This window comes from Bradyrhizobium sp. HKCCYLRH3073 (genome assembly GCF_051167995.1).
In the GTDB taxonomy this organism is placed as follows: Bacteria; Pseudomonadota; Alphaproteobacteria; order Rhizobiales; family Xanthobacteraceae; genus Bradyrhizobium.
Map to the genome: position 1 here is coordinate 58015 of NZ_JBNPUD010000016.1, position 22977 is coordinate 80991.

The 22977-nt window shown below is 66.4% G+C and carries 22 protein-coding genes; 12 read left to right on the forward strand and 10 right to left on the reverse strand.

The features are described from left to right. The first annotated feature begins 2 nt into the window (after positions 1–2). The 8 genes from ACQR1X_RS28140 to ACQR1X_RS28175 all read left to right on the forward strand — a co-directional run bounded on the left by ACQR1X_RS28140 (position 3) and on the right by ACQR1X_RS28175 (position 7231). Complete coding sequence (locus tag ACQR1X_RS28140) at positions 3–626, forward strand: nicotinate-nucleotide adenylyltransferase (protein WP_315800924.1); 624 nt, start codon at positions 3–5, stop codon at positions 624–626. Positions 627–936: 310 nt separating this feature from the next. Next, positions 937–1293, forward strand: coding sequence for a ribosome silencing factor (gene rsfS, locus ACQR1X_RS28145; protein ID WP_315800683.1), 357 nt, complete (start codon positions 937–939; stop codon positions 1291–1293). A 56-nt stretch (positions 1294–1349) separates the two neighbouring features. Then, positions 1350–1832: a 23S rRNA (pseudouridine(1915)-N(3))-methyltransferase RlmH gene (rlmH, locus tag ACQR1X_RS28150; protein ID WP_315800684.1), complete on the forward strand. Its 483-nt coding sequence runs from the start codon at positions 1350–1352 to the stop codon at positions 1830–1832. A gap of 33 nt (positions 1833–1865) precedes the next feature. Beyond that, positions 1866–3236 carry a murein hydrolase activator EnvC family protein gene (locus tag ACQR1X_RS28155; protein WP_316180342.1) on the forward strand — a complete coding sequence of 457 codons (1371 nt, stop codon included), beginning with the start codon at positions 1866–1868 and terminating at the stop codon, positions 3234–3236. Continuing rightward, a complete protein-coding gene (locus ACQR1X_RS28160) occupies positions 3233–4585 on the forward strand; it encodes a S41 family peptidase (RefSeq protein ID WP_315715943.1) in 1353 nt (450 codons plus the stop codon). Before ACQR1X_RS28155 ends, ACQR1X_RS28160 begins: the two co-directional genes overlap by 4 nt. Positions 4586–4767: 182 nt before the next feature. Then, positions 4768–5988 carry a divergent polysaccharide deacetylase family protein gene (locus ACQR1X_RS28165; protein ID WP_434900067.1) on the forward strand — a complete coding sequence of 407 codons (1221 nt, stop codon included), beginning with the start codon at positions 4768–4770 and terminating at the stop codon, positions 5986–5988. 88 nt (positions 5989–6076) lie between these two features. Beyond that, complete coding sequence (locus ACQR1X_RS28170; protein ID WP_316180339.1) at positions 6077–6583, forward strand: RNA pyrophosphohydrolase; 507 nt, start codon at positions 6077–6079, stop codon at positions 6581–6583. A gap of 141 nt (positions 6584–6724) precedes the next feature. Further along, on the forward strand, positions 6725–7231 hold the full coding sequence (locus ACQR1X_RS28175) for an RNA pyrophosphohydrolase (RefSeq protein WP_316180337.1): 507 nt from the start codon (positions 6725–6727) through the stop codon (positions 7229–7231). Positions 7232–7316: 85 nt separating this feature from the next. Here ACQR1X_RS28175 and ACQR1X_RS28180 read toward each other — a convergent pair whose 3' ends face one another. The 6 genes from ACQR1X_RS28180 to ACQR1X_RS28205 all read right to left on the reverse strand — a co-directional run bounded on the left by ACQR1X_RS28180 (position 7317) and on the right by ACQR1X_RS28205 (position 14341). After that, positions 7317–9005, reverse strand: coding sequence for an adenylate/guanylate cyclase domain-containing protein (locus ACQR1X_RS28180; protein ID WP_434900068.1), 1689 nt, complete (start codon positions 9003–9005; stop codon positions 7317–7319). A 164-nt stretch (positions 9006–9169) separates the two neighbouring features. Next, the gene (locus ACQR1X_RS28185) at positions 9170–9577 is read right to left on the reverse strand and encodes a F0F1 ATP synthase subunit epsilon (RefSeq protein ID WP_315715938.1); all 408 of its coding nucleotides are present in this window, start codon (positions 9575–9577) and stop codon (positions 9170–9172) included. 98 nt (positions 9578–9675) lie between these two features. After that, positions 9676–11118 (reverse strand): F0F1 ATP synthase subunit beta, encoded by a 1443-nt coding sequence (gene atpD / locus ACQR1X_RS28190; RefSeq protein ID WP_172112903.1) that lies wholly within the window; start codon positions 11116–11118, stop codon positions 9676–9678. A 96-nt stretch (positions 11119–11214) separates the two neighbouring features. Then, positions 11215–12093: a F0F1 ATP synthase subunit gamma gene (locus ACQR1X_RS28195; protein WP_434900069.1), complete on the reverse strand. Its 879-nt coding sequence runs from the start codon at positions 12091–12093 to the stop codon at positions 11215–11217. Between the two features lie 155 nt (positions 12094–12248). After that, on the reverse strand, positions 12249–13781 hold the full coding sequence (atpA, locus tag ACQR1X_RS28200; protein WP_172112905.1) for a F0F1 ATP synthase subunit alpha: 1533 nt from the start codon (positions 13779–13781) through the stop codon (positions 12249–12251). Then, the gene (locus ACQR1X_RS28205; RefSeq protein ID WP_315800691.1) at positions 13781–14341 is read right to left on the reverse strand and encodes a F0F1 ATP synthase subunit delta; all 561 of its coding nucleotides are present in this window, start codon (positions 14339–14341) and stop codon (positions 13781–13783) included. Before ACQR1X_RS28205 ends, atpA begins: the two co-directional genes overlap by 1 nt. Before the next feature lie 77 nt (positions 14342–14418). On the opposite strand from ACQR1X_RS28205, the gene ACQR1X_RS28210 reads away from it, so the two are divergent. Together ACQR1X_RS28210 and ACQR1X_RS28215 are read left to right on the forward strand one after the other, a co-directional pair. Next, entirely contained in the window at positions 14419–14760 is a 342-nt protein-coding gene (locus tag ACQR1X_RS28210) for a hypothetical protein (RefSeq protein WP_316215524.1), read from the forward strand. A gap of 235 nt (positions 14761–14995) precedes the next feature. Further along, a complete protein-coding gene (locus tag ACQR1X_RS28215; RefSeq protein ID WP_316215523.1) occupies positions 14996–15541 on the forward strand; it encodes a septal ring lytic transglycosylase RlpA family protein in 546 nt (181 codons plus the stop codon). Positions 15542–15661: 120 nt separating this feature from the next. On the opposite strand, the gene ACQR1X_RS28220 is transcribed toward ACQR1X_RS28215, so the two are convergent. After that, entirely contained in the window at positions 15662–17872 is a 2211-nt protein-coding gene (locus ACQR1X_RS28220) for a primosomal protein N' (RefSeq protein WP_434900070.1), read from the reverse strand. A 434-nt stretch (positions 17873–18306) separates the two neighbouring features. Here ACQR1X_RS28220 and ACQR1X_RS28225 point away from each other — a divergent pair, with 434 nt between their 5' ends. Both ACQR1X_RS28225 and ACQR1X_RS28230 read left to right on the forward strand, forming a co-directional pair. Then, positions 18307–19209 carry a tyrosine recombinase XerC gene (locus ACQR1X_RS28225; RefSeq protein WP_410051389.1) on the forward strand — a complete coding sequence of 301 codons (903 nt, stop codon included), beginning with the start codon at positions 18307–18309 and terminating at the stop codon, positions 19207–19209. An 82-nt stretch (positions 19210–19291) separates the two neighbouring features. Next, positions 19292–19882, forward strand: a complete 591-nt coding sequence (locus ACQR1X_RS28230; protein WP_315800696.1) for a DUF4337 domain-containing protein — start codon at positions 19292–19294, stop codon at positions 19880–19882. 201 nt (positions 19883–20083) lie between these two features. Here ACQR1X_RS28230 and ACQR1X_RS28235 read toward each other — a convergent pair whose 3' ends face one another. From ACQR1X_RS28235 to ACQR1X_RS28245, 3 genes are all read right to left on the reverse strand, one after another. Then, positions 20084–20623, reverse strand: a complete 540-nt coding sequence (locus ACQR1X_RS28235) for a hypothetical protein (protein ID WP_316180326.1) — start codon at positions 20621–20623, stop codon at positions 20084–20086. A 130-nt stretch (positions 20624–20753) separates the two neighbouring features. Next, a complete protein-coding gene (gene lpdA / locus ACQR1X_RS28240; protein WP_434900071.1) occupies positions 20754–22157 on the reverse strand; it encodes a dihydrolipoyl dehydrogenase in 1404 nt (467 codons plus the stop codon). 45 nt (positions 22158–22202) lie between these two features. Then, entirely contained in the window at positions 22203–22949 is a 747-nt protein-coding gene (locus tag ACQR1X_RS28245) for an SDR family oxidoreductase (protein WP_434900072.1), read from the reverse strand. Positions 22950–22977: the final 28 nt, after the last annotated feature.

The following is a 22977-nucleotide window of genomic DNA, read 5'->3' on the forward strand; positions in this document are numbered from 1 at the left end:
CCATGCGCCTTGCGATCCGCCAGGCGCTGCCGCCCTACAGTGACGGCATGCGCATCGGCCTGCTCGGCGGCTCGTTCAATCCGCCGCACCAGGCGCACCGCGCGATCAGCCTGTTCGCGCTGAAGCGGCTGCAGCTCGACCGTGTCTGGTGGCTGGTCACGCCGGGGAATCCGCTCAAGAACAATGGCGGGCTGCATGCGCTGGCCGAACGCGCCGAAGCGGCGCGCAAGGTCGCCGCCGATCCCCGCATCGAGATCAGCTGTCTCGAATCCGTCATCGGCACCCGCTACACTGCCGACACGATCGATTATCTGCGCCGGCGTGCCTCCCGCCTGCGCTTCGTGTGGATCATGGGCGCCGACAATCTCGCGCAGTTCCATCGCTGGCAGAAGTGGCAGCACATCGCGGCCCAGGTGCCGATGGCCGTGGTCGATCGTCCGCCCCGCAGCTTCCGCGCCCTGAACGCGCCCGCCGCACGCGCCCTGGCGCGGTATCGTATACCGGAAGCGCAAGCCAGCCGTCTGGCCGACCGCGCCGCTCCAGCCTGGGTCTACCTCACCGGCCTGAAGCTCAGCCTGTCCTCGACGGGGCTGAGGAACCCGGACGGCAGTTGGAAGTCGTTCTGAATGGCCGCGCATTCCCATCGCGCGCGGCACCGGATATGCATGGAACTTTCCGTCCCCCGCTACGGTCCGAAGCGGGACGGCGTTGACGCTGTCGGGCCGGACGACCGGGGTACTGGATTGTTGAAACCATTAACCCCACATGCCTAGTATGGTCAGCAGGCCGGGTTGGATTCGGCCTGCGATACAGTGAAAGGAATGGTCCCTGACCACATCTGTATTGTCCCAGTCGGCCTTACCCAAGACGAAGGCAACGACTACCAAGTCGGCGACAGCCAAGTCAGCGCGTAAGACGTCGACCCAAGATGCGGCCTTGCAGGCGCAACCCGGCGCCGACAAGACCTTGCGCACGATCCTCTCCCGCCTCGAAGACATGAAGGCGGAGGAGACGATCACGATCGATCTTCGCGGCAAATCGGCGTATTCGGACTACATGGTCATCACCACGGGCCGCTCGAACCGGCACGTCGGGTCGATCGCGGAAAACGTCGCCAAGGGCCTGAAGGAAGCCGGCACCAAGAAGCTCCACATCGAGGGCCTGCCCAATTGCGATTGGGTGCTGATCGATTCCGGCGACGTGATCGTGCACGTGTTCCGACCCGAGGTTCGCGAGTTCTACAATCTCGAGCGATTGTGGACTCAAGGGCCGAACCCGGCCAAGGCGGTCTAGGCGGCCCCACGCCGCGGCGGATGCGAATCGTGGCGCGCACGTGCTAGTCCGTGCGCATGCGCCTGATCGTGGTCGCCATCGGCCGGTTGAAGCAGGGTCCCGAGCGGGAGCTCGCGGAGCGCTACCGCGAGCGTTTCGACGACATCGGCCGAAAGCTCGGCTTTCGCGGCCTCGACATCCATGAAATCCCGGAAAGCCGCGCGCGCGATGCGGCGACACGCATGACCGAGGAGGCCGCCGCGATATCGGCGGCGGTCCCGGACAAGTCCGTGCTCGTCTGCCTCGACGAGCGTGGCCGGAATGTCGACAGCACAACCTTTGCGGGTTATCTTGGGCGCTGGCGGGACGAAGGCATTCCGGCTGCCGTCTTCGCAATCGGCGGCGCCGACGGACTTTCGCCCGATTTGCGGCGCAGAGCCAAGCTCGGGGTTGCGTTTGGCGCCGCCACTTGGCCGCACCAGATCGTCCGCGTCCTGCTGCTCGAGCAGATTTACCGTACTGCTACGATCCTTGCCGGTCACCCCTATCACCGCGCTTGAACAAGGGACGATGGGAGCACAATAAGGACCTCGATGTTCGCTGCGCGGCCCCTCTCCTGCTCCCCAAGACCTGTCCGCGGCGGCCAGTCCTGCCGTGCGTCGCTCATCGCGCTCGTTGTGGTGTTCTCCGGATGTCCGGCGCTGGCGCAGAGCGGACTCCGGCCCTCCATCCCTGGTACGGCATCACCGACGCCGGCCACCCCGGAGCAGTTGAAGCAGCGCGAACAGGAGCTCGAGGCCGCCCGCGCGGCCCAGAAGGCCGCCGCTGAGGCCCAGGAGCGGCTGAAGGCCGACATCGCCGCGCTCGGCGAGGATCGCGGCAAGCTCAACCAGCAACTGATCGACGTCGCGGCGCAGGTGCGGAGCGTCGAAGTGCGCGTTGCCGAGGCCGAAACGCGGCTGCGCGGGCTCGACGGCCGCGAGCAGGATCTGCGGACGTCGCTGGAAACGCGGCGGACCGAGATCATCGAGGTTCTTGCCGCACTGCAGCGCGCCGGCCGCCGCACCCCGCCGGCCCTGCTCGTCCGTCCCGAGGATGCGCTGCAATCCCTGCGGACCGCGATGCTGCTGGGCTCGGTGATCCCCGAGATGCGAAGCCGAGCCGAAAAGCTCTCGACCGATCTCGGCGAGCTCGTCGCCATCCGCAAGACGATCGCCAGCGAACGCGACAAGCTCGCCGGCGACCGCGACAGGCTGCGCACCGATCAGACCCGTCTCGCGGCCCTGGTGGAGGAACGCCAGCGCAAGCAGAGCTCGGCCGAGAAGGACATGGAAGCCGAAAGCGCGCGCGCCGCCGTGCTGGCCCAGCAGATCGACTCGCTGCAGGGGCTGATCACGACGATGGAGCTGGACCTCAAGAGCGCGGCCAAGGCTGCCTCGACGGCGAGCCTGCAGGGGGTGCCGGTCAACAGCAAGCCGGACGCGAATGCGCTGCGCAACCCAGGCCGCAAGGCGCCCGCGATCGCGTTCGCCTCGACCAAGGGCATGCTGGCGTTTCCGGTCAACGGCACCAAGATCCGCGAATTTGGCGCATCGGACGGTGCCGGCGGCTCGGATAAAGGCATTTCTTTGGCAACCCGGCCAGGGGCTCAGGTCACAACCCCGTGTGATGGCTGGGTTGTGTATGCGGGTCCCTTCCGTAGCTACGGACAACTCTTGATCCTCAACGCCGGTGGCGGGTATCATGTCCTGATCGCCGGGATGGAGCGCATTTCCGTCAACATCGGGCAGTTTGTTCAGACGGGAGAGCCGGTCGCGATCATGGGTAACAGCTCCCAGGTTGCCTCCATTCTCGCTACCAACGCGAGTCAACCAGTGCTCTATGTCGAGTTCCGTAAGGACGGCACTCCAATCGATCCAGGCCCATGGTGGGCCGCAAATGAAGGCGAAAAGGTACGCGGATGATGCGTAAGACTTCGGTAATTCTCCTGAGCGCGGCCACCGGTGCGGCATTGACCCTGTTCGTCTCGCAACCGCGCGCGGTGTTGATGGGATCGACGGCGCGCGCCGCGACCGCCGATACCTATCGCCAGCTCAACCTGTTCGGCGACGTGTTCGAGCGGGTGCGCAGCGATTATGTCGAGAAGCCCGACGATTCGAAGCTGGTCGAGTCCGCGATCAGCGGCATGCTCTCGGGCCTCGATCCGCATTCGAGCTACATGGATGCGAAGAGCTTCCGCGACATGCAGGTGCAGACCCGCGGCGAGTTCGGCGGCCTCGGCATCGAGGTGACGATGGAAGACGGCCTGATCAAGGTGGTGTCGCCGATCGACGATACGCCGGCCTCGAAGGCAGGCATCCAGGCCAACGACATCATCACCAATCTCGACGACGAAGCCGTGCAGGGCCTGACCCTCAACCAGGCGGTCGAGAAGATGCGCGGCCCGGTCGGCACCAAGATCAAGCTGAAGGTCGTGCGCAAGGGCGCCGACAATCCGCTGGACGTGACGCTGACCCGCGACAACATCCGCGTCCGTTCGGTGCGCTCGCGCACCGAGAGCGACGACATCGCCTATATCCGCATCACCACCTTCAACGAGCAGACCACCGAGGGCCTGAAGAAGAGCATCGCCGACCTGCAGAACCAGATCGGTGACAAGCTGAAGGGCTACATCATCGACCTGCGCAACAACCCGGGCGGCCTGCTCGAGGAGGCGGTCACCGTCTCCGACGCGTTCCTGGAGCGCGGCGAGATCGTCTCGACCCGCGGCCGCAATGCCGAGGAGACGCAGCGCCGCGCGGCACATGCCGGCGACCTCACCAAGGGCAAGCCGGTCATCGTGCTGATCAATGGCGGCTCGGCGTCGGCGTCGGAGATCGTGGCCGGCGCGCTGCAGGACCACAAGCGCGCGACGCTGGTCGGCACCCGCTCGTTCGGCAAGGGCTCGGTGCAGACCATCATCCCGCTCGGCGCCGGCAACGGCGCGCTGCGGCTGACCACCGCGCGCTACTACACGCCGTCGGGCAAATCGATCCAGGCCAAGGGCATCGTGCCCGACATCGAGGTGCTGCAGGACGTGCCGGATGAGCTGAAATCGCGCACCGACACCAAGGGCGAGGCGTCGCTGCGCGGCCATCTCAAGAACGACGGCGACGAGAAGACCGGCTCGCAGTCCTACGTGCCGCCGGACACCAAGGACGACAAGGCGCTCAAAATGGCTGCCGACCTGCTCCATGGCATCAAGAACAGCGCCAACACCCCGGCGCCGACCGAAAAGGCCGCGGCCGACAAGCCGGCCAAGGCGGCGAACTGAGGCCGCCGCCGGAGCGGCGGCCGACAGACGCGAAGTGGGTTTGAAGGGCGGCTTCCAGGCCGCCCTTTGTTTTTTGGACGGCTTCTCGTTTGCGGCTCCGCCGATCTACGGGCTTTCGGACACTGGCCCTGCGTCCGAATCCCTGCCGTGGTATCGTCGACCCGATTGATTCGGGAATTTCGATGACAGAGACGGCCGACGAACTGAGCGCCCCGCTCGGACAGACGGAAAAGCGTCGCAGGCGCCGCGTTCGGCTTCCCTTCACGGCCCTGCAGGCCCTTGCGATGCTGCTGGGGCTGTTCCTGGTCGCGTTTGCCGGCTTTGCGATGTTCAACGACAATCCACTCGGTGGCGAGCCGGTCGCCCGCGTCGCGATCAACGAGGGCGCAAAGCCCGCCGACGACAAGGCTGCCGCCAAGCCGGATGGCAAGCCAGACGCAAAGGCCGACCACGGCGCGGCCCCCGCGGCCAAGCAGGAGGGCGGCGAGCGCAAGACGGTCACCATCATCGACGGCTCCAGCGGCGCCCGCCAGGAGGTCGCGATCGGTGCCGGTGGCGAGACGGCAGAGCCTGGATCGGCCACGCCGGCTGCGAGCCAGATGCCCGGCGTCGACCCGCGGCTGCTGGAGAAGTCGCGCTACGGCATGATCCCGGTGATGGCCGACGGGCTGAAGCCGTTCACCGCCTATGCGGCCGAGGCCGACCGCGCCAAGGCGGCGCGCATGCCGGCCGTCGCGATCGTGATCGGCGGCCTCGGCGTCGGCGCCGCCAAGACGGCGGACGCGATCATGAAGCTGCCGCCCGCGGTCACCCTGGCCTTCACGCCCTATGGCTCCGATCCGACCAAACTCGCCGAGCGCGCCCGGGCGCAGCGCCACGAGATCCTGCTGCAGGTCCCGATGGAGCCCTACGACTATCCCGACAACGATCCGGGTCCGCAGACGCTGCTCGCCACACTCGGACCGGACCAGAACATCGACCGGTTGTTCTGGCACATGAGCCGGCTGCAGGGTTACGTCGGCATCGGCAACTTCATGGGTGCGCGCTTCGTCGCAACGGAAGCGGCGATGCAGCCGATCGTGAACGAGGCCGCCAAGCGCGGCCTGGCCCTGTTCGACGATGGCGCAGCCCCGCGCAGCGTGGCGGCGTCACTCGCCACGGGGCTCGCGATGCCGTTCGCGAAGGGCGACGTCACCATCGACGCGGTGCCGACCCCGGTCGAGATCGACAATGCGCTCGCCAAGCTCGAAAGCCTGGCCAAGGAACGTGGCGTCGCCGTCGGGACCGCCTCGGCGCTGCCAGTCTCGATCGACCGCATCGCCACCTGGATCAAGGGGCTCGACCGCAAGGGCATTCTGCTGGTGCCATTGACAACCGCGATGCTGAAATCAAAATCGAACTGAACGAACGTGCGCCGGCCCGACTGGCGACGTGACAGCGTGAGGCCTGCGCGGCGAGGCGCAGGGTCCCCGCAGGAAGGCCGAGACCGGAATGACGCGCTACGAGGACCTGCCTTACCGCACCTGCGTCGGCATTATGCTGATCAATTCGGAGGGGCTGGTTTTCATCGGTCGCCGCGCCGGCGGGATCGAGCATGTCGACGACACCCATGTCTGGCAGATGCCGCAGGGCGGCGTCGATCCCGGCGAGGATGCCTGGGAGGCGGCCAAGCGCGAGCTGTATGAAGAGACCAGCGTGCGCTCTGTCGAGAAGCTGGCCGAGGTCGGCGACTGGCTGACCTACGACATTCCGCGCACGGTCGCGGGCCGCGCCTGGAAGGGGCGCTATCGCGGCCAGCGCCAGAAATGGTTCGCGCTGCGCTTCACCGGATCCGATGCCGAGATCGACGTCGAGCGGCCCGGCGGCGGCCACCACAAGGCGGAATTCGTCAGCTGGCGCTGGGAGCCGATGAAGAACCTGCCGGGGCTGATCGTGCCGTTCAAGCGACCGGTCTATGAGCGCGTGGTCCAGGAATTCGCTCCGCTCGCCGGCGATTGAATCACGATCCGCGCCCTCGACGCGATACCCGACAGCCGCTAGTCCGCATCTGCGCACGGGCTGCAGGGAATCTCTGCAGATGCATCGCGACGATGCCGTCATGATGCCCTGCTATGCGATCGACAGTTCATGGATTTGCGGATGACCGAGACCAGACCCTATCGTCCGAACGTCGGGATCGCCCTGCTCAATGCCGAAGGGCTCGTGTTCCTGGGGCGCCGATTCCGCGACGACGGGCCGGAGATCGTCCTTCCCGGCCTCGAATGGCAAATGCCGCAGGGCGGCGTCGACCCCGGCGAGGATCTGCAGGCGGCGGCGCGGCGCGAGCTGTGGGAGGAGACCGGCATCCGCGACGCCGATATCCTGGCCGAGACCGACTGGCTGACCTACGAATTTCCGCCATTCGAGGATCCCAACCACCGGCTCGCGCGCTTTCGCGGCCAGCGCCAGAAGTGGTTCGCGATGCGCTTCACCGGCCGGGAGGCCGACATCGATCCGGTGACGCCGCGCAACGGCCAGCCGGCCGAGTTCGACGCCTGGCGCTGGGAGCAGCTCGCGCGCGTGCCGGACTTGGTGGTGCCGTTCCGCCGCGAGGTCTATCGTGCGGTGGCGGAGGCCTTTGCGCATCTCACCGAAGCTGGCGACTGATCCACGTCGAAGAGTGAGGCTCTGCGTCATTCCGATCTCGCGCTCAGCGCGCCTCGGAACAGCGATGTCGAGAGAGTTCGCCGGCTCAATTGTCCTCGACCGTGAACGGCCCGATCGCAATCACCCGGCAGTCGCTGTCGCGCGTGGCGCAGTCGGCCAGCGCGCCGCCGATCGCCGTCTCCTCACGGTCGCCATTGAGGCTGAAGCCGGGGTGGCCGGCCGTTCCGACCGCGACTGCATTCCAGCCCGACGTCGCGGCCTCGAGGCGCCGCGCCACCTCCTCGCGCGCCTCCGGGGCGATCGCCTGATGGATGGCCGCGTGGAAGAAGCCGGTGGCTTTCATCACGGTCGGTATCGGCACCACGAAGGCATCGTCGAGCGCAACGATGATGCAGGCGGTTCCCGCCTGAGCGCCGCAGGCTTCCAGATTGCGCCGAACCACGTCGTCGACGAGGTCGCCGCCGACGCTGTAGAAGAACTGGCCACCGGGCCCGAGCGCGATCGCCTTGGTCCGTCGCGCCGTCCCGTAGTTCGCTTCGAGCCGGGCGCGGCCGGTATCACGCACCAGCGGCATCTCGGCCGCGCTGAAGGCGCGTTCGGTCAGCGGGTCGTGGCGCACCCAGGGCTGCGGCGGCAACGGCGGCTTGCTGTGCACGTAGACGACATTGTCACCAACGGCGTAGAGCTCGCATTTGCGCGGTCCGTTCGCGTTGTCCGCGCGCTGCTGGCACTGCTCCAGCGCGGCCGACTTCGCCGCGTCGTCGCTCGCCTGCCCGGTGACGTAGGCGCTGACGCCGTTGATCGTGGTCGCGAACGCCTTGTGCTCGGGCGCCGGCACGTAGTCGCGCGCCAGCGCAATGCGAGTCCGCTCGCTCACGAACGGCACGGCTTCAGGTGCAAACTTCTCGGCAGCGACAGAGGATGAAGGCGAGGGCGACTGTTGCGGCTGCGGCGAGTCGGCCGGCTGCATGGCGACGGATGACTGCTTCGGCGCGGCGGATGGAGATGAAGACGGGACCGAGGACGGCGAAGCCGGCGTGGCCGACAGCCGGGCCAACGCTTCCGCCGCCGCCTTGGCGGCATCGCGCTGCGCGGGATGCGGATCGCGATAATCCAGGTAGAGCTCGGTCCCGACCCCGACCGCGCCGAGCGCAACCAGGGCGGCCGTAATTCGCCAGATCATGCGGAGCCCGCCGCCGCGGGCGGCTTTCTTTTCTTCCGGCGGCGCGTAGGTGCCGTCCTCGCGGCGCATCGCCACGCGAAAGGCGTGCACCGGGGTGGGGATGTTCTTGACCTCCCGCGCGCCCATGTCGGCGAACTGCACCGACAGCTTGTTGGCAACCTGCTCATGGACGGCGCGCGAGATGCAGATGCCGCCGACGTCGGCGAGGCCCTCGAGGCGCGCTGCAATGTTGACGCCGTCGCCGAGCAGATCGCCGTCGCGCTCGACGACGTCGCCGATGGTGATGCCGATGCGGTAGCTCATCTGCCGGCTCGGCGGATAGGCCATGTTGCGCGTGCGCAGGCTCTCCTGGATGTCGATCGCGCAACGCACCGCTTCGACCGCGCTGGGGAATTCCGCGAGCACCGCATCGCCGGCGGTGTTGAAGATGCGGCCGCCGGCGCGCGCGATGAAGTCGTCAACGACCTCGCGATAGGCCGCCAGTCGCCGTAGCGTTTCTTCTTCATCCTCCGCGACCAGGCGCGAATAGCCGGCGATATCGGCGGCGAAAATCGCCGCGATCTTGCGTTTCAAGACGATCTGTCCTGCCATGTCACCGCGCCCGCTGGATCGGCCGGGAGCATGCCGTCAGATCGGTGAGCATGCAACCGGCCCCTTGAAGTAGTCATCGACCGGCGCACGACGTTCGAGCCCCAAACGAAAATGGCCGGGCAGAGCCCGGCCATGAACGTTCATTCATACGTCGTGCGGTTGGATCAATGCAGCGCGGTCGTATTGAGCTGCTGCTGGATCGTCTTGAAGTGATCGAGCCGCTCGATCGCGCGATCGAGCTCGTTGCCCTGCTTCTCGTTCAGCTTGGATTCCATGCCGGCGATCTCGGCCGCGAAGGCGGTCTGGTCGAGCTCCTTCAGCGACGTGGCGACGTCGGCGAGAACCGTCAGACCTTTGTCCGAGATCTCGGCAAGACCGCCGAGCACGATGATCTTCTGCTGCGATCCGCCTGATGTCACTGTCAGGATGCCCGGCCGCAGCGTCGCCACGAACGGCGCGTGGCCCGCGAGCACGCCGAAATCACCCTCCTGGCCGGGAACGTCGACCTGGTCGACCTCACCCGAGAAGGCGATCTTTTCCGGCGAGACGAGATCGAAATGGAAAGTAGCCATGAGGAAACCTGCGAGTAGCGAATAGCGAATGGCGAGTAGTGAATGGAGAAGGGAGCAGCGGATAACCCTATTCGCTACTCCCTATTCGCCATTCGCCCTTAGGCGGCTTCCGCCGCCAGCTTCTTGCCCTTCTCGACCGCCTCGTCGATGTTGCCGACCATGTAGAAGGCGGCCTCCGGCAGGTGGTCGTACTTGCCTTCACACAGGCCCTTGAAGCCCTTGATGGTGTCGGCGAGGTCGACGAACTTGCCCGGCGATCCCGTGAAGATTTCGGCGACGTGGAACGGCTGCGACAGGAAGCGCTCGATCTTGCGGGCGCGGGCCACCGTCAGCTTGTCCTCTTCCGAGAGCTCGTCCATACCCAGGATGGCGATGATGTCCTGCAGCGACTTGTAGCGCTGGAGGATCTGCTGGACCATGCGCGCGGTTTGATAGTGCTCCTCGCCGACGACCAGCGGGGACAGCATGCGCGACGTGGAGTCGAGCGGGTCCACCGCCGGGTAGATGCCCTTTTCCGAGATCGCGCGGTTGAGCACGGTGGTCGCGTCCAAGTGCGCGAACGACGTCGCCGGCGCCGGGTCGGTCAAGTCGTCGGCCGGCACGTAGATCGCCTGCACCGAGGTGATCGAGCCCTTGTTGGTGGTGGTGATACGCTCCTGCAGCGCGCCCATGTCGGTGGCGAGCGTCGGCTGATAACCCACCGCCGACGGGATACGGCCGAGCAGCGCCGACACTTCCGAGCCCGCCTGCGTGAAGCGGAAGATGTTGTCGACGAAGAACAGCACGTCCTGGCCCTGGTCGCGGAAGTGCTCGGCGACGGTGAGGCCGGTCAGGCCGACGCGGGCGCGGGCGCCGGGCGGCTCGTTCATCTGACCGAACACCAGCGCGCACTTCGACTTGACGCTCGGATCCGGATTGTGCGGATCGGCGTTGACCTTGGACTCGATGAACTCGTGATAGAGGTCGTTGCCCTCTCGCGTACGCTCGCCGACGCCGGCGAACACCGAGTAACCGCCGTGCGCCTTGGCGACGTTGTTGATCAGCTCCTGGATCAGCACGGTCTTGCCGACGCCGGCGCCGCCGAACAGGCCGATCTTGCCGCCCTTGGCATAGGGCGCCAGGAGGTCGACGACCTTGATGCCGGTGACGAGAATTTCAGCTTCCGTCGACTGGTCGGTGTAGCTCGGCGCGTCCGCGTGGATCGGGCGCAGGCCTTCCGCCTTGACGGGGCCGGCTTCGTCGATCGGCTCGCCGATCACGTTCATGATGCGGCCGAGCGTGCCCTCGCCGACCGGCACCCGGATCGGCGAGCCGGTGTCGGTCACCTCCTGGCCGCGCACCAGACCTTCGGTGGTGTCCATCGCGATCGTGCGGACGGTGGATTCACCGAGATGCTGGGCGACCTCGAGCACAAGGCGGTTGCCGGCGTTCTTGGTTTCGAGCGAATTGAGAATGGCCGGCAGGTGACCTTCGAACTGCACGTCGACGACGGCGCCGATGACCTGGGTGATGCGACCGATCTGGTTGGCTGCGGTAGCCATTGAGTGTCTCTCCTTACGATCCGTATACGAAACCACGGTCGGCTCGACCGGGATATGTTCCTGGGTTGCGCTTCAAAGAGGCGCGACGCGATCTGGCTAGACCGCCTCGGCGCCCGAAATGATTTCGATCAGTTCCTTGGTGATCATCGCCTGACGCGTGCGGTTGTAGATCAGCGTCTGCTTGCGGATCATCTCGCCGGCGTTGCGCGTGGCATTGTCCATCGCCGACATCTGCGCACCGTAGAACGAGGCGTTGTTTTCGAGCAGCGCGCGGAAGATCTGCACGGCGAGATTGCGCGGCAGCAGCCCGGCGAGGATCTCGTCCTCCTCCGGCTCGTATTCGTAAGGCGCCAGCGGCGCAGCATTGGCAGGCCGCGCCTCGACCACCAGCGGAATGATCTGCTGTGCCGTCGGGATCTGCGCGATCACCGAGCGGAAGCGCGAATAGAACAGCGTGCAGACGTCGAACTCGGCGGCCTCGAAGCGGGCGATCACCTTCTTGGCGATCTCGTCGGCATTGGCAAAACCGATCTGGCGAACCGAGCGCAGATCCATGTGCTCGACGATCTGCTTGTCGAACTGACGGCGCAGTTGCTCGTAGCCCTTGCGGCCGACGCAGAAGAATTTCACTTCCTTGCCCTGGTTCATCAGGGCTAGCGCACGCTCGCGCGCCAGACGCACGATCGAGGAGTTGAACGCGCCGGACAGGCCGCGCTCGCCGGTGCAGACCAGCAGCAGATGCACCTGGTCGCGCCCGGTGCCCGCGAGCAGGCTCGGGCCGCCGGCGGAGGCGATGGTGGCGCTCGCGATGTTGGAGATCACGGCGTCCATCTTCTCGGCATAGGGACGCGCCGCTTCGGCCGCCTGCTGCGCGCGGCGCAGCTTGGAGGCGGCGACCATCTGCATGGCCTTGGTGATCTTCTGCGTCGCCTTGGTCGAGGCGATGCGGACCCGCATGTCTTTCAGTGACGCCATTGTTCGTCTAGCTCACCCCGGCGGCCGATCCCCTGGAGACCCGACCGCTCAACCCTGAGATTGGTCATGCCCGGCCTGATGCTGGGCATGAGATGTCACGTTGTCCACCCCGAAGGCGTGGATGGCCGGCCGGAGCCGGCCACGACCTCTAGCGATCAGGCGAAGGTCTTGGCGAAGCCTTCGACCACCGCCTTCAGCTTGGCGGCGCTGTCGTCGGACAGATCCTTGCTGTCGCGGATCGCGTTCAGGAGGTCGGCATTCTTGCCGCGCAGCAGCGACAGGAGGCCGTCCTCGAAGGCGCGCACCTTGCCGAGCGGAAGCGCGTCGAGATAGCCGTTGGTGCCGGCCCAGATCACGCAGACCTGCTCTTCCATCTTCAGCGGCGAGAACTGCGGCTGCTTCAGGAGCTCGGTCAGGCGCGAACCACGGTTCAGCAGGCGCTGGGTCGAGGCGTCGAGGTCGGAGCCGAACTGCGCGAACGCGGCCATCTCGCGGTACTGCGCCAGCTCGCCCTTGATCTTGCCGGCGACCTTCTTCATCGCCTTGGTCTGCGCCGAGGAGCCGACGCGCGACACCGACAGACCGACGTTCACCGCAGGACGAATGCCCTGGAAGAACAAATCGGTCTCCAGGAAGATCTGGCCGTCGGTGATCGAGATGACGTTGGTCGGAATGTAGGCCGACACGTCGTTGGCCTGCGTCTCGATGACCGGCAGCGCGGTCAGCGAGCCCAGACCATGGTCCTTGCCGAGCTTCGCAGCGCGCTCCAGCAGGCGGGAGTGCAGGTAGAACACGTCGCCCGGATAGGCTTCGCGGCCCGGCGGGCGGCGCAGCAGCAGCGACATCTGGCGATAGGCGACGGCCTGCTTGGACAGATCGTCATAGATGATGACGGCGTGCATGCCGTTGTCGCGGAAGTACTCGCCCATCGTGCAGCCGGTGAACGGCGCGAGATACTGCATCGGGGCCGGATCGGAGGCGGTCGCGGCGACGACGATCGAGTATTCCAGCGCGCCCTGCTCCTCGAGCACCTTGACGAACTGGGCGACGGTCGAGCGCTTCTGGCCGACGGCGACGTAGACGCAGTACAGCTTCTGGCTCTCGGGAGCGCCAGCGACGTTCAGCGGCTTCTGGTTCAGGATGGTGTCGAGCGCGATCGCGGTCTTGCCGGTCTGGCGATCGCCGATGATCAGCTCGCGCTGGCCGCGGCCGACCGGGATCAGGGCGTCGATTGCCTTCAGGCCGGTGGCCATCGGCTCGTTGACCGACTTGCGCGGAATGATGCCGGGCGCCTTGACGTCCACGCGCTTGCGCTCGGTGAACTGGATCGGACCCTTGCCGTCGATCGGGTTGCCGAGCGCGTCGACGACGCGGCCAAGCAGGCCCTTGCCGACCGGCGCGTCCACGATGGCGCGGGTGCGCTTGACGGTCTGGCCTTCCTTGATCTCGCGGTCGGCGCCGAAGATGACGACGCCGACGTTGTCGGTCTCGAGGTTCAGCGCCATGCCGCGGGTGCCGTTCTCGAACTCGACCATCTCACCGGCCTGGACGTTGTCGAGACCGTAGACGCGGGCGATACCGTCGCCGACGGACAGCACCTGTCCGACTTCGGTGACTTCGGCTTCCTGCCCGAAATTCTTGATCTGGTCCTTGAGGATCGCGGAAATTTCCGCGGCGCGGATGTCCATCAGCCTGCCTCTTTCATCGCGTGCTTGATCGAGTTGAGTTTGGTGCGAAGCGAACTATCGATCATGCGGCTGCCGAGCTTGACGACGAGCCCGCCGATAATCGCTGGATCGACTTTCACGTTGAGCGCGACGTCCTTGCCGGTCACCGTCTTCAGTGAGGCCTTCAAGGCGTCGAGATTCTTGTCCGAGAGCGGCTCGGCGACGACGACGTCGGCCGTGGCCTCTCCCTTATACTTGGCGACCAGCGCGTTGAAGGCGCGGATCACGTCGGCGACCGCGAACAGGCGGCGGTTGGTGGTCAGCACACGCAGCACGTTGGCGGCGACGCCGGCGATGCCGGCCTTGTCCAGCACCGCATTGAGCGCCTTGAGCTGCACGTCCGCGCCGAACACCGGGCTGCGGACCAGGCGCTTGAGGTCGGCGCTCTCATCGAGAAGGGCATTGAACTTGTCGAGATCGGCCTTGACCGCATCGACGGACTTTTCGTCACGGGCCAGTTCAAACAGGGCCGTCGCGTAACGACCGGACACACCGGATACGGAGGGATCTTCAGCAGCCACAGACGTGCTCTTTTTATATGCGCCCAACCCACAAGAGGGACACCGGCGCGCCGCTGCGGCGCAAACCAGTTAAGCCCTTGGAATTCAAGCAGGACTTTGATTTTCGATCGCCGCAAGAGCAGCTTGATCACGAAAAGCGGCGCTTTGCTAACATAGCGTACGCGCAGCCGCAACAAGCGGTGGCCCGCTATTCGGCACCTTGTTGCCGCGCTGCGGTCGGAGCCCGGGACGGACCCGGAAGCGGCGCGATCGCCGCCGGCGGTGCACCCCGAACCCAGTACCGACGATCCGCGTATTCGTTCCGCCTGTTGCTGCATGGCCGCTATGTCCGATTGGCCTTGACTGCCGCCTTGGCGGCTCCAGCGGCGATCGGCCGGATCGATATCAATTACTTGGCAACATCTTCACAACCTCAATGACGACTTAACACGACAGTACTTGAAAGTATTAATTAGTTAATGAAGCGTTAAGCGGGCGGATTACGGAATTTTCGGTGATGAAGATCACCAGTCCCAAGATATTCCGATCCGAGCGGAACAATTTCTACTGCCCCATTCGTGCCTCATTGCGACATCAAACGGCGCGCGCCTCAACACCTGACGGGGGTCCACTGGCTGCAGAACGCAGCAATACTGTTTCGAGGGACAGATCCAGATGCTGAAACTGAAGAACCTCTCGGCTGGCAAGATCGCCGGCTCGCGCACCGCGCTCGCTGTTGCCGTGACGCTGATCGTCGGCGGCAGCGCCACCGAAGCCTCGGCCCGGTCCAGGCACCACCATCACCACGCGCGCCACCACCATCATCATATGGCGCGCCAGGCCGCCCAGCCCGCGGCAGACTCGTTTTCGAACGGCTGGTCGAACAACTCGTCCTGGATGAACGCCAACGCATCGGTCGCGCCGTCGTCCGGAACGGGCCGCACCTTCTCCGGCATGGCATCGTACTACGGCAACGAGTCCGGCAGCCGCACCGCGTCCGGCCAGCGCATGAACGCCAACGCCATGACCTGCGCCCACCGCTCGCTGCCGTTCGGCACCAAGCTGCGCGTTACTCATGGCGGCCAGAGCGTCATCGTCACTGTCAACGACCGTGGCCCATTCATCCGCGGCCGTGTGCTCGACCTTTCGACGGGCGCCGCCCGCGCCATCGGCCTGACCCGCGCCGGCGTCGGCCGCGTCACGGCCGAGGTGGTGTCGTAAGTCACCCATCTATCCGCGCATCATTGCGAGCGCAGCGAAGCAATCCAGGGCTCCTTTGGGACTCTGGATTGCTTCGTCGCTTCGCTCCTCGCAATGACGGCGGTGATGGCGTGCCTTGTGCTACAAGAAGCTCTGCGGGTCGACGTCGACCTCGAGCTTGAGATTGCCCCTGGGCTTCTCCGCATGCGCCAGCCAGTGGCGCAGATAATCCGACAGATCGAAATTGCGCGCCGACTTGAGCAGCAGCCGGAAGCGGTAGCGGCCCTTGATGACGGCGAGCGGCGCCTCGGCCGGTCCGAGCAGCAGCACGCCCTCCTCTGAAGGCGCTGACGCCACCAGCCGGCGCGCGAAGCCCTCCGCGGTCGGCCTGTCCCCTGCCGAAATGATCAGGCTCGCCAGCCGGCCGAACGGCGGGTAACCCGTGCGCTCGCGAACGTCGATTTCGCTGGTGTAGAAGGCCTCGCGGTCGCAGGCGATCAGCGCCTTCATGACGGGATGCTCGGGCTGGTGCGTCTGCAGATAGCCCCTCCCCCTGCCCTGCTCGCGGCCGGCACGGCCGATCACCTGGTTGAGGAGCTGCCAGGTGCGCTCGGCGGCGCGCGGATCGCCGTTGCCGAGGCCGAGATCGGCGTCGACCACGCCGACCAGATTGAGCCGAGGGAAGTTGTGGCCCTTGGCCACGAGCTGGGTGCCGATGATGAGGTCGACGCGGCCTTCCGCGATCTCCGTGAGTTCGGCGCGCATGGTCTCGATCGAGGTGATCAGGTCGCTCGACAGCACCATGCTGCGCGCGTCGGGAAACAGCGCGGCCGCCTCCTCCTGCAGCCGCTCGACGCCCGGGCCGACCGCGACCAGCGATTCCTCGGCGGCGCAATGCGGACAGGCCGGCGGCCGGGCCATCGAGAACCCGCAATGGTGGCAGACCAGGCGCTGGCGAAAACGATGGTCGACCAGCCAAGCGTCGCAGATGGTGCAAGCAAAACGGTGGCCGCAGGCGCGGCACAAGGTCAGCGGCGCATAGCCGCGGCGATTGAGAAACAGCAGCGCCTGCTCGCCGCGCTCGATCGCGGTGCGGATCTCGCCCGCCAGCCGCGGCGAGATGTAGCGGCCGCGCGGCGGCGGCTCGCGCCTGAGATCGATCGCCTCGATGTGCGGCATGTGCTGGCCGCCGAAGCGCGACGGCAGCGCGACGCGCTGGTAGCGGCCCTTGCGCGCATTGACCTCGGTCTCGACCGAGGGCGTCGCTGACGCCAGCACGACCGGGAATTTGGCGATGTGGCCGCGCACCACCGCCATGTCGCGGGCGTGGTAGTGCGCGCCCTCGTCCTGCTTGTAGGCCTGGTCGTGCTCCTCATCGACGACGATCAGGCCGAGATCGGCGTAGGGCAGAAACAGCGCCGAGCGCGCGCCGACCACGACCGGCGCCTCGCCGGCGGCGATCGCCGCCCAGTTGCGCTGGCGCGTGCGCGGCGTCAGCTCGGAATGCCATTCCAGCGGGCGCACACCGAAACGGCGCGAGAAGCGGTCGAGGAACTGCCCGGTCAGCGCGATCTCCGGCATCAGGATCAGCGACTGCCGGCCGCGGCGGACGGTCTCGGCCACCGCCTCGAAATACACCTCGGTCTTGCCGGAGCCGGTGACGCCATCGAGCAGCGCGACCTGAAAGCCGCCATTGGCAGCCAGCGCCCGCATCGCCTCGACGCCGGCCAACTGTGCATCGAAGAACTCGGGCTGGGCGAAGGACGGGTCCGGCGTCGGCGGCGGCAAGGCCCGCGGCATCGCCTCGACCGTCAGCGTCCCCTCGTCGACCAGGCCGTCGATCACGCTGCTGGAGACGCCGATCTCGCGGACGAGGTCGGACTTTCCGTGCAGCAGGCCATCCGACACCGCCTCGATCACCCGCCGCCGCGCCGGCGTCAGCCGCTTTGGCGGCTCGCCGACCAGCCGGACGCCGAGGCGAACGCGCTCCGGCCCGAGATGCTCGCCCATGCGAAGGCACATCCGCAGCACCATGCCGCGCGGCGACAGCGTGTAATTGGCGACCCAGTCGACCAGCGACCGCAGCTCCGGCTTGAGCGGCGGCACGTCGAACTTCTCGCTGACGTCCTTCAGCCTGTTGTGCAGTCGCGGATCGGGATTGGCGTTCTCCGCCCACACCACCGCCAGCACCTCGCGCGGCCCCAGCGGCACGCCGACGACATCGCCGGGCTTCAGCGCCATGCCGCGCGGCACGCGGTAGGAATACGTGTGGTCGAGCGCGACCGGAACCAGCACGTCGACCACGCCGGCCCTGCTGACTGCACCTGGAAAGAGATCGGTCGGGCGGTCCATGAGGGCGGAGATAGCCTTGCTCGGGCTGAAGCGAAAGCCGCCCGGCAAAGTTAGCGAACGGTAAAGGACGAGGATGCGATATATATAGATGAACCGACGGGTTGAGACCGAGCTTCTCGCCGCGAGCGCCGCTGCGCTCCCTCGCCCCGCTCTTGCGGGGAGAGGGCTGGGATGAGGGGCAGACGCACGGGACGTGTTCGCCGTGAGACCTGTACCCCCTCACCCGGATTGCATCTGACGATGCAATCCGACCTCCCCCCCGCAGGCGGGGAGAGGCGCAGACCGCATTCGCGGCGGCCGACAAGCTCGCAGGACCTCGTCCCATCGCTGGGCACGCACGCATGGCAAAGCAGACGCGACCACCTGAAACGGATGCCGACGATGCGCCGGAGCTCTCCGACCTGATCGGCGCCGATGACGGCGTGGTGCGCGCGATGATGCAGTGGCTGGCGCATCTGCGCAGCGAGCGCCGGCTGTCCCCGAAGACGGTCGAGGCCTATGCCCGCGACCTGCGGCAATGCCTGCAATTCCTCTGCACCCATTGGGGTGAGCCGGTGACATTGGCGCGCTTTGCGGTGCTGGAAGCCGCCGACATCCGGGCCTTCATGGCGATGCGGCGCGCCGACGACATCGCCGGACGCTCCCTGATGCGGACGCTGGCAGGCTTGCGCTCGTTCGGTCGTTTCCTGGAGCGCGAGGGCAAAGGCAAGGTCGGCGCCCTCTCGGGAATCCGCGCGCCAAAGATCGCCAAGAGCCTGCCGAAGCCGCTGCCGATGGACGCCGCCAAGCGCCTCGCCGATGCCGACGAGCGTGCCGGCGAGACCCGCGAGACCTGGGTGCTGGCGCGCGACGCCGCGGTCATGGCGCTGCTGTATGGCTCCGGCCTGCGCATCTCCGAGGCGCTCGGATTGAAACGCCGCGAGGTGCCGCGGCCGGGCGAAGGCGACGTGCTGGTCGTGACCGGCAAGGGCAACAAGACGCGCATGGTGCCGGTGCTGCAGAACGTGCTGCAGCTGATCGACGAGTACGCCAGGCTCTGCCCCTACCCGCTTCCGGGAGCTGGGCCGATGTTCGTCGGCGCCAAGGGCGGTCCGTTGAGCCCGCGCATCATTCAGCTCGCGATGGAGCGGCTGCGCGGCGCGCTCGGCCTGCCCGACAGCGCCACGCCGCACGCGCTGCGCCACTCCTTCGCCACGCACCTGCTGTCGCGCGGCGGCGATCTGCGCGCGATCCAGGAGCTGCTCGGCCACGCCTCGTTGTCGACCACGCAGATCTATACCGGCATCGATTCTGAACGGCTGCTGCAGGTCTACGCGTCGGCGCATCCGCGGCGCTGACACCGTTCCGTCACATCGTTTCCCTTGCGCGACCACCGTGGTTCCGGCAATCGTCTCCCTCGCTTGATCCGGAGGGGAACAGATGAGCGCACATGAGAGCATGGAGCATGCGGAGCACGCCGAGCATGCCTCCGGCGAGAACAAGAAGATCGCGCTGCTGATCGCCGTCATCGCGCTGTTCCTGGCGCTGTCGGAAACGCTCGGCAAGGGCGCGCAGACCGAATCGATCAGCAAGAACGTCGAGGCATCCAACCTCTGGGCCTTCTTCCAGGCCAAGACCGTGCGCCGCACCGTGGTGCAGACCGCGGCCGAGCAGGGCAAGCTGAACCTGCCGGCGCTGCCGGACGAGGCGGCCAAGGCGGCGTTGCAGAAGCAGATCGATGACTGGCAGAAGAATGCCGCGCGCTATCGTTCGGAGCCGGAGACCGGCGAAGGCAGCGAGCAGCTCGCTGAACGCGCCAAGCACGCCGAGCACGAGCGCGACGAGGCGACGGCGAAATATCACCACTACGAATTGGCGTCGGCCGCTTTCCAGATCGGCATCGTGCTGGCGTCGGCGACGATCATTACGGGAATGATCGTGCTGGCCTGGGCCTCCGGTGGGCTCGCACTGATCGGGATCGCCATGACGCTGCTCGGCCTGTTCCAGCCGCATCTGCTGCATCTGCATTAGCCACGAAAGCCGTCATTCCGGGGCAAGGCCACAGGCCTTGAACCCGGAATCTCGAGCTTGGCTTGCGTTCATTCTCAACAATCTCGAGATTCCGGGCTCAATCGCCGGCACGCTGCCGCTTTGCGGCTGCACACGGAGGATTGCCCCGGAATGACGCGGGTGGTGAGCAGGCGAATGATGCCGCCCAATGGCTCTTCTTGATCAGCGCGCCTGCACGCTGCGGCGGAAGCGCAGGATCTGGCGAACCACGCGGGCCGACCAGCCGCGGGTATTGCCCCGAAGCAACTCGCCGACGACCTCACGGACACGCTGCTTGATCGGCTCGACGAGGGCCGAGGCTTTGCTGCGCAGCGTGAGCACGGCCTCATACAGCCAGGCGAACCAGCCCATCTGCAGCAGCTTGCTGCGCGTGACGTCGAAGATGAATGCGGTGACACCGACACCGACGATCTTGCCGGACACGATCGTGGCCAGCGCGAGCTTCCACTGATGGTGCATCAGCAGCCACATGCCGAGCAGCTTGAGCGGAAACAGCAGCACGACCGGCACGACGAAGACGATCAAGGTCAGCGCCGGAGACAGCGTCTCGATCCGCGCGGCAAGCCAGTGTTTCAAGCTCCGCAGCGGAATCGCGGCGACGATGCGCGCCACGACCGGCTCCAGATGGTCCCACAGCCAGGCCTCGATCAGGAAGATGATCGCAAGCAGAACCCAGAACGGCTGAAGCAGGCGGCGCAGCATCGGACTCCATCTCCGCCGGGCCCCGAGGGTTGAGGCCGCTATGACGATAGGACCTCGCGCCTTGCCGTTCGGTTCAGCGTCATAAGCGGGGCGTTTTGTCGCACCCACCTAAGGCGCCTCCGGGCGTCCATCACATATGGATGGCCCGCTTACCCACCGCAAGCGCGGCTTCCTTGACGGCCTCCGAGCGCGTCGGATGCGCGTGGCAGGTGCGCGCAAGATCCTCGGCAGAGCCACCGAACTCCATCAATACGGCGGCCTCGTGAATTATTTCCCCGGCCTCGCGGCCGATGATATGGGCGCCGAGCACGCGGTCAGTCTTCGCATCGGCGAGGATCTTCACGAAACCGTCAGTGGTCTGGTTGACCTTGGAACGGCCGTTCGCGGTAAACGGAAACTTGCCGACGGTGTAGGCGACGCCGGCCTGCTTCAACTCGTCCTCGGTCTTGCCGACGGAGGCCACTTCGGGCGTGGTGTAGACCACGCCCGGAATGACGTCGTAGTTCACGTGGCCGGCCTGGCCCGCGAGAATCTCCGCGACAGCGACGCCCTCGTCTTCGGCCTTGTGCGCGAGCATCGGGCCCGCGACGACGTCGCCGATGGCGTAGACGCCGGGCACGCTGGTCGCGAAATGATGATCGATCTGGACGCGGCCGCGATTGTCGATGATGACGCCCGCTTCCTGCAGACCGAGTCCTTCAGTGTAGGGCACGCGGCCGATCGCCACCAGCACGACATCGGCTTCGATCTTTTCAGCCGCTCCGCCCGCTGCGGGCTCGATGGTCGCCGACAGCGTCTCGCCCGACGTGTCGACGCCGGTGACCTTGGCGCCAAGCTTGAACGCAAAGCCCTGCTTCTCGAGGATGCGCTGGAACTGCTTGGCAATCTCGCCATCCATGCCGGGCAGGATGCGGTCGAGGAATTCGACCACGGTGACCTTGGCGCCGAGGCGGCGCCACACCGAGCCGAGCTCAAGGCCGATCACGCCGGCGCCGACGACGAGCAGGCTCGACGGCACCTTGTCCAGCGACAGCGCGCCGGTCGAGGACACGATGCGCTTCTCGTCGATCTCGATGCCCTTGAGGCGCGCGATGTCCGAGCCGGTGGCGATGACGATGTTCTTGGTCTCGACGGTCTGCGCAGCACCGTCATTGCCGGTGACCTGCAGCTTGCCGGTGCCGAGGATCTTGCCCTTGCCCACGAGCACGTCGATCTTGTTCTTCTTCATCAGGAACTCGACGCCCTTGACGTTGCCGTCGATGCCCTGCTGCTTGAAGTTCATCATCGCCGGCAGATCGATCTCCGGCGCCGGCACCTTGATGCCCATCTTGGCGAAGGAGTGCCCGGCCTCCTCGAACAATTCAGACGCGTGCAGGAGCGCCTTCGACGGCATGCAGCCGACATTGAGACAGGTGCCGCCGAGGGTGGCGTTCTTCTCGACCACGGCCACCTTCATGCCGAGCTGCGCCGCGCGGATGGCGCAGACATAACCACCGGGGCCGGTGCCGATGACGACGAGATCGTAGTTAGCCATGATCGAATGTTCCGTAAGCTTTGTAGTCAGAGATGATGACGGTCGTCAGCGTCCGCCCGACACGTCGAGAATGGCCGAAGTGACATAGGAAGCCTCGTCCGACAGCAGCCAGACGATGGCATTGGCGATTTCCTCCGCGGTGCCGACGCGCTTCATCGGCACCATCGGCGCGAGGCGATGGGCGCGATCGGGCTCGCCGCCGGAGGCGTGAATGTCGGTGTCGATCAGGCCGGGGCGAATGGCGGCGACGCGGATGCCCTCGCTCGCGACCTCGTGGGCCAGACCGATGGTGAAGGAATCGATCGCCCCCTTCGAGGCGGCGTAGTCGACATAGGTGTTCGGCGAGCCGAGCTTGGCGGCGACCGACGACAGGTTGATGATGACACCACCCTGGCCGCCATGCCGCGTCGACATCCGCTTCACGGCCTCGCGGGCGCAGAGGATGCTGCCGGTGACGTTGACCGCCATCAGCCGCTCGATGCGCTCCGCGCTCATCTCGTCGACGCGCGAGGTCGGGCCGACGATGCCGGCATTGTTGATGAGCGCGCCGAGCGTGCCGAACTTGTCGGCGGCCTTGAACAGCGCGAGGATGTCGTGCTCGCGGCCGACGTCGCATTTCACCGCGATGGCCTTGCCGTTCTTGGCCTCGATCGCGGCCACCGTACTCTGCGCCGCCGCCTCGTTGGAGGCATAGCCGACCACGATCTTGAAGCCGCGCGCTGCGGCGGCAATGGCGGTGGCGCGGCCGATGCCGCGGCTGCCGCCGGTGATCACTGCAACCCTGTCGGTCATGATGGCCCCCGTTAGGTGTGAGGCGCGC